The organism is Oleiphilus sp. HI0086, assembly GCF_001635225.1.
Window position 1 is genome coordinate 1 of sequence record NZ_LWFZ01000680.1, and the last position, 6,701, is coordinate 6,701.

Consider the following 6,701-nt stretch of genomic DNA (forward strand, 5'->3'; position numbering starts at 1 on the left):
ACCAAATTTCAACATCTTCATATAGAGACTCCAATCATTATTATAACGGTGAGATAAAACTGTTGTGGATATAAATTATCTGGGCGAGAGAAGAATGTCTACAGTGAATCAGTAGAATTTGTGACTTTTGTTAGGCATTTTTTATAATGTGAACGAGGCAGTGAACGGAATTTCATAACAAACACTTTTAGCCACAAAAGCCTACCCCACATTTCCCTGCCAACAGAATTTACAGACAACAGAAACTAAAAAAACCACCTCACAATGTGAGGCGGTTTCTCGTTTTGCTTCTAACTTAACTAAACACTTTCGTATCCAGCTTCAGCTAAGATCAAGATCTTAGTGAGCAGAGATAGTCCAGTTTGTAGTGTTAGTCACATCAGTCAAGTAGATTTTACCGATAGAAGTACCAGTGTCACCGAAAGACAATGAACCGATATCTAGGTCAAACTTAGAAGTAGTGTTGATTGCGATACCGTCAACATAACCTTCTCTTGTGTTGGTACCTTGGAAAACTTGACCAGCTGGGTTCAAAGCAACAGAACCTAGATCAAGAACTGCGTCTTTAACAGCGTAAATGTCACGCATTGAGTGAGCGAAACCGAATGCATTCAATCCGTCTAGACCAGAAGTGTCACCACGGTGGTTGTGGATTTTCAGATCGTTGATCTGAACACCAGCGATATCGATGTAAACATCTAAATCAGTGATGTTGAAGTAGCTATCCATGTGGATTTTTGAGTTCGCATCACCGTAACCAGTAGAACCAGTAGCAACATCAGTAGCTTCAGCATTAGAGATACGACCGTTACCATCAGTGTCAGTAGCGCCGAAACCATTACCATTGTTTTCGATATGGATATCTTTGTGTCCCAAGTAACCAGCAATGCTTAGGTCACTGATCAAAGTAGTAGTTTGTGCAGTAGTAAGATCTGCACCTTCCTGGTAAGAAGACTCTGCAATACCGATTGCACCGATTTCGTATTTGAAATCAACCGCTGATACAGCTGCGTCGATAACTTGTTGAGTTGTGTAACCACTAAGTGCAGTAGCACCGCCAGCGATAAGGTCATCAGCACTGACAAGAGCAGCCAATGGATCAGTAGCGATTTCGTGAATTAACAAGTCACCGTCTTCGATACCAACACGACCCTTAACGAATGTTCCGCCAGTTGCAGTTGCAATTGCTTGAACAACAGATACACCAGGAGCATTTACTGGATCAAATTGTACATTGTTAGCTTCTAGCTGTGTCAAAGATGCACCACCAGCGTTAGCTTCGATACCGCCAGCCAAAGCAGCTAGACGACCGTCATCTACAGCACCGTATGCTAGAGCCAATGCAGCTAGACCTTCAGCACCGTAAAAATCAGACAAACCACGATCTAAAATGTTTTCGCCAGTAGCAGCGGAACCAGCAATATCGATGTTCATACGGATATTGTCAAGCATGTCAGTGTTGTTTGCTAGGTTATTCGGGTCATCAGTAAGATTTTGGTTACCACCGATTTTGATATCGTTGATGAATAGGCTACCAGCATCTTTATACATGAACTGACCGATAGAAACTTTAGATTCTATATCGATAGTCAAACCAGCTTGACCAGTTAGCTCGCCCATTGCTGAGTCGTCTAGAGCTTTAAGTTCAGCTTGTGCGCCAGCAGAAGCAGCAGCGATTGCAGAAACTAGTGCGATTTTTTTCAGGCCTTTCATATTATTCTCCTAATATTTAGGTTACGTTAAAACTGTCTTAGACTTATGTGTCTTAACGCGATCATTTGATTTATATGATTTCATTTTTTTCTAACAAGCTGTGTTGCTCGCCAGTGAGATCATAATATGTATTTTGATTTCTATTTACCGTGATTGCTTTCACAAAAAGTTACGGAGAGTAACCTTTAGGCAGAAATGTAAGGGTTTTTAACAGAATTTGACATTTGAAGGCTGTTTTCGGGCGTATTTTAGAATTTAAGAAAGAAAAAAATGTCGACATAAAGAAAAACAATACAAAATATTGAGTTAAATAGAGCCCCTAAACGAAAAAACCGCCTTTATAGGCGGCTTTAATAAAACAAGGCTTTTATTTTTTAGTAAAGTAAACCGGCTTTACTTCCAATTCTTGAGGGGTACCCAATTTAAACTCTCCATCCTCCATCTTAAAAGGGTATGCCCAATGGCGAGCCCAACCAGCAATATGTTCTGTCATCACGATAATTCTCTGGAGATATGTACCGTCATCTCGCTTGATGGCCCTAATATACATAATACCAACTGCCCACATTGAACGCGTTTGAGCAATAGCTGCCATGCTTTCAGCGAGTTTTACTAGAACAACCTGTGAAGGTAGTTTTGCTTCAATATCTGGAATGACTGCTTTAAACTCGGCATCAGGAGACAGCGTCAAGCCAAATGGAGGGAAAGAACCGTTTTTAACAACTTCCTTTTTAATTCTATCAAAGCCTTTGACCATCATATATTTGAGTTGGTTTACAGATTGCGCTTCTGTTAGCTTGGCACGCTTTAAAGAGTTAAAATCTTCAGCCTGCAAGGGAGAAACCCAAGACAAAACGCATAGCGCTAGAAGTAAAAGGCAGCAGAATGAACGCTTCATTAAAAACTCCAATTGTTATGTTTTATTTTACGGCGATAAATTATCGGGTGTCGAACAAATGTCCATATACATTCTTATAGAATTTAATTTTGCGATAACTTAATGAAGAATTTTGAAACAGCTTACCAAACAAATCAAACAAAACACCCGGCAAAGTGGCTACAAAAGGAAATTATTCTTAATGAAGCGCAGTGCCATGCCTTGTTAGCCTCCCTCCCCCATTCAATCTTTTTAGATAGCGGCGTTGATGAGTCAAAAGGTCGCTTCAATATTATTAGCGGTTCGCCTTTATTTACTCATACAATAAATAAAGCAGAGTTATCTCACACTCCAAACCTAGTTAAGCCAAGCAATATTCATGAGTCACTTAACTACGAGCAACAAGAAATCCCATCAATATTTTCAGATTTACCTTTTACAGCAGGGTTAATTGGATACTCAAGTTATGAGTATGGGGCTCTTAATATTATTGAAGCACCTCAATTAATGGAAGAAAGTAAACTCCCCCTTCTATATATAGGTGAATATACCTGGTCTTATATTCATGACAAAAAACAAAAGCGCGGTTATCTAACGTATTCACCACGCTGCCCTCTCGATTTGCGAGACAAGATTGAAAATATTATTTCCGATACCCACGAAAAGAACGCCACATATAAACATAAGCAGCAAACTAACAAGCCTAACTGGCAGAAGACCATTTCATATCAGCGTTATTCAGAAGCTTTTGAGCAAATACAAAGCTACATAATTGCCGGAGACTGTTATCAAGTAAATCTAACTCAGCGTTTTGAAGCAGATTTTGATGACCCATCACTCCCTTTGTATTTCCAACTCAGAGAAAAAGTCGATACGCCTTATTCAGCGTTCATCTCTTTTAGTGACGATCAACAGTTATTAAGCTTCTCGCCTGAACAATTTATTGGAATCAAGAATAAAGAAATAAACACAAAACCAATAAAGGGCACCGCTCAGAATACAAATAAAGCTGAAGCCCCGCAAAAATTGCAAGAAAGCACAAAAAACCAAGCCGAAAACTTAATGATTGTTGATTTACTTCGTAACGACCTAAGCAAAGTTTGTGAATTAGGCAGTGTTAAGGTGGAAAAGCTATTCGAACTTGAAACTTTCAAGAATGTACATCACCTAATTAGCCATATAAAAGGGAGGCTTAGGAAGGATGTTACCGAATTAGATGCATTTTTTGCCTGTTTTCCAGGTGGGTCTATTACGGGAGCTCCTAAAATTAGGTCAATGGAAATTATTAATGAGTTAGAAGGCTCCGGCAGAGACGCCTATTGCGGTTCAATTTTTTATCTAAATGGAAATGGAAATTTTGACAGTAATATACTTATTCGAACCATTGTGCATTCGGGAAATAAATTACATTGCTGGGGCGGCGGCGGAATCGTTCACGACTCAAACTGTAAAGAAGAGTATCTAGAAAGTTTAACTAAGGTCAGTAATTTAACGGGAATTTCGGAATAAGCATATAGAGCCTTCCTTATATAGAGCTAATCGTCCTGTTTTACTGACTCATCTTCGGTGCCGACTAGCTCTAATTGTGCATTTAATTCTTTGGAAATTAGCTCAATATCTCGAATTTCGGCCAAGGTTGGCAGGTCATCAAGGCTGCTTAGGTTGAAATAGGAAAGAAAATGCTTGGTCGTTGCATAAATTGCTGGTCGACCGGGAACCTCGCGATGACCCACAACTCGCACCCAATTTCTTTCTAGCAGGGTCTTCATTATGGTAGAGCTGACTGCAACCCCCCGAACTTCTTCAATATCGCCACGCGTAATCGGTTGGCGATAGGCAATCAAGGCCAATGTTTCCAAAAGTGCTCTGGAATACTTTTGAGGTCGTTCTTCCCATAAACGCTGTACCCACTCGCTCATTGAAGGCCGGGACTGAAAGCGATAAGCGCCAGAAAACTCAACCAACTCAACACCACGACCTTTGTAGTCTTCCTCAATTTCTTGCAATACGGAGCGAAACACTGCCCTGGTAGGCGTAAGGTCAGGTTCCAATAAAGCTTGAATCGCATCGATAGACAAAGGTTTACCTGCTGAAAACAGAAGCGCTTCGACAATAGGTTTTAATACTTCAACGGTGGGCTCAAGTGAATTATAGGTGTATTGATTCCCTACATTAGTAAGATCTTCGCTATTTGAACTAAGTAACTCTTTAATGTCTACCATTTCAAAGCTCTTTATTGTGCTCCGCGCGCCCGAACATGAATAGGCCCCAAGGTTTCTGATTGAACAAAATCGAGCAACTGCTCTTTAACTAATTCCATAATTGCCAAAAATGTTACCACAACACCATCTCGCCCTTCCTCTGGACTAAAGAGCGCAGCGAAAGGGACGAACTGTTCGGGCGTTACCTTAGATAAGATAATTGTCATCCTCTCTCTAGTTGAGAGCTTCTCTTTTTCAATATGGTGGCTTACAAACATATCAGAGCGTTGCAGAACAGAATTAAGTGCCTGAATTAACTCATTTAGCGAGACATCAGGATGTATCTTTCCGTCAGAACTGGTTTCTGCTTTGATATGAACAGGAACTATTTCTCTATCAACGCGTGGTAACTCATCCAAATCTTCAGCTGCTTTCTTGAAGCGTTCATATTGCTGAAGGCGACGAATCAATTCAGCACGTGGGTCTTCTTCTTCGTCATCTTCATGCGAAATTTTAGGCAATAACATTCGAGATTTGATCTCGGCCAACATCGCAGCCATGAGTAGGTACTCAGCAGCCAGCTCGAACTTCATCTTTTTCGCAACTTGAATATATTCGATGTACTGACGCGTTATCTCACTCACATCAACTGCCAGAATATCCATATTTTGGCGTCGTATCAAATACAGGAGCAGATCTAGCGGGCCTTCAAAGGCTTCGAGAATAACCGATAAAGCATCGGGGGGAATATAGAGGTCTTGAGGGACATCCCTTACAACTTTACCTTCGACAATTGCCAAAGGTAATTCTTGTTGCACAGCTGACATACTCAAGCCCCCTATCTTCTAGCACTTTACGCGCCGAAAGATAAACCCATTACACGTCGAACTTCCTGAAGCGTTCCCTTTGCTGCGTCACGCGCGCGCTCGGCACCTTCAGATAAAATACTACGCACTAATTCTGGGTTCTCTTCATACTGGCGAGCACGTTCACGAATTGGGCGCTGCTCTTCAAGCACTTTTTCAATTATTGGGTTCTTACATTCCAAACAACCAATGCCTGCACTGGTGCAACCTTCACGAACCCAGCATTTAGTACTTTCGTCGGAATAAACATCATGCAACTTCCACACAGGGCACTTATCTGGATCACCCGGATCAGATAAGCGTACACGTTGTGGGTCTGTCTGCATGGTTCGTATTTTTTGAGTAACCGAATCCGGATCCTCACGTAAGCCAATAGTATTGCCGTAAGATTTGGACATTTTCTGACCATCTAAACCTGGCATCTTCGATGCTTCAGTCAATAATGGCTGAGGCTCAGGTAGAATCACTTTACCGCCTCCCTCAATAAAACCAAACAAGCGTTCACGATCGCCTAGTGATATATTTTGCTGGTCTTTGATCAAAGCTCTTGCAGTTTCCAAAGCCTCATCGTCGCCCTGTTCTTGGAATCGCTTCTGTAAATTACGATAAAGCTTGGCGTTTTTCTTACCCATTTTCTTTATCGCTGCTTCAGCCTGCTCTTCAAAACCCGGATCTTTACCATATAAATGATTAAAGCGACGAGCAATTTCACGCGTCAATTCGACATGAGCTACCTGGTCAGCACCAACAGGAACAAAACCCGCACGATAAACTAAGATGTCAGCACTTTGTAATAATGGATAACCTAAGAAACCGTAAGTTGCCAAATCTTTTTCTTTCAACTTCTCTTGCTGGTCTTTGTAAGTTGGTACACGTTCCAGCCAACCTAAAGGCGTCATCATTGACAACAATAGGTGCAACTCTGCATGTTCAGGCACCATAGACTGAACAAACATTGTCGCTGAACCTGGGTTAATACCCGCAGCAAGCCAATCGATCACCATATCCCACACGCTCTGTTCGATCATGAAAGGGTCTTCATAA

At 41.3% G+C, this 6,701-nt stretch carries 6 protein-coding genes; 1 reads left to right on the top strand and 5 read right to left on the bottom strand.

Annotated features, from left to right (window positions below; genetic code table 11):
• Nucleotides 1-339: 339 nt before the first annotated feature.
• Together A3756_RS10280 and A3756_RS10285 are read right to left on the bottom strand one after the other, a co-directional pair.
• Nucleotides 340-1,713 carry a DUF6160 family protein gene (locus A3756_RS10280; RefSeq protein ID WP_068553448.1) on the bottom strand — a complete coding sequence of 458 codons (1,374 nt, stop codon included), beginning with the start codon at nucleotides 1,711-1,713 and terminating at the stop codon, nucleotides 340-342.
• Between the two features lie 367 nt (nucleotides 1,714-2,080).
• A complete protein-coding gene (locus A3756_RS10285; RefSeq protein ID WP_068553449.1) occupies nucleotides 2,081-2,611 on the bottom strand; it encodes a hypothetical protein in 531 nt (176 codons plus the stop codon).
• A gap of 102 nt (nucleotides 2,612-2,713) precedes the next feature.
• Here A3756_RS10285 and A3756_RS10290 point away from each other — a divergent pair, with 102 nt between their 5' ends.
• Nucleotides 2,714-4,099, top strand: a complete 1,386-nt coding sequence (locus A3756_RS10290) for an anthranilate synthase component I family protein (RefSeq protein ID WP_082865192.1) — start codon at nucleotides 2,714-2,716, stop codon at nucleotides 4,097-4,099.
• A 26-nt stretch (nucleotides 4,100-4,125) separates the two neighbouring features.
• Here A3756_RS10290 and scpB read toward each other — a convergent pair whose 3' ends face one another.
• The 3 genes from scpB to A3756_RS10305 form a co-directional block, all read right to left on the bottom strand.
• Entirely contained in the window at nucleotides 4,126-4,812 is a 687-nt protein-coding gene (gene scpB, locus A3756_RS10295) for an SMC-Scp complex subunit ScpB (RefSeq protein WP_068511046.1), read from the bottom strand.
• An 11-nt stretch (nucleotides 4,813-4,823) separates the two neighbouring features.
• The gene (locus A3756_RS10300; protein WP_068511048.1) at nucleotides 4,824-5,618 is read right to left on the bottom strand and encodes a ScpA family protein; all 795 of its coding nucleotides are present in this window, start codon (nucleotides 5,616-5,618) and stop codon (nucleotides 4,824-4,826) included.
• Between the two features lie 26 nt (nucleotides 5,619-5,644).
• Nucleotides 5,645-6,701 (bottom strand): tryptophan--tRNA ligase (locus A3756_RS10305; protein ID WP_068553451.1); only part of this gene is annotated, 1,057 nt, incomplete at its 5' end.

Bases quoted from the DNA above. Each gene is read 5' to 3' on its own strand.
- scpB (WP_068511046.1), bottom strand. From the start codon at position 4,812: ATGGTAGACATTAAAGAGTTACTTAGTTCAAATAGCGAAGATCTTACT.
- A3756_RS10280 (WP_068553448.1), bottom strand. From the start codon at position 1,713: ATGAAAGGCCTGAAAAAAATCGCACTAGTTTCTGCAATCGCTGCTGCT.
- A3756_RS10285 (WP_068553449.1), bottom strand. From the start codon at position 2,611: ATGAAGCGTTCATTCTGCTGCCTTTTACTTCTAGCGCTATGCGTTTTG.
- A3756_RS10300 (WP_068511048.1), bottom strand. From the start codon at position 5,618: ATGTCAGCTGTGCAACAAGAATTACCTTTGGCAATTGTCGAAGGTAAA.
- A3756_RS10290 (WP_082865192.1), top strand. From the start codon at position 2,714: ATGAAGAATTTTGAAACAGCTTACCAAACAAATCAAACAAAACACCCG.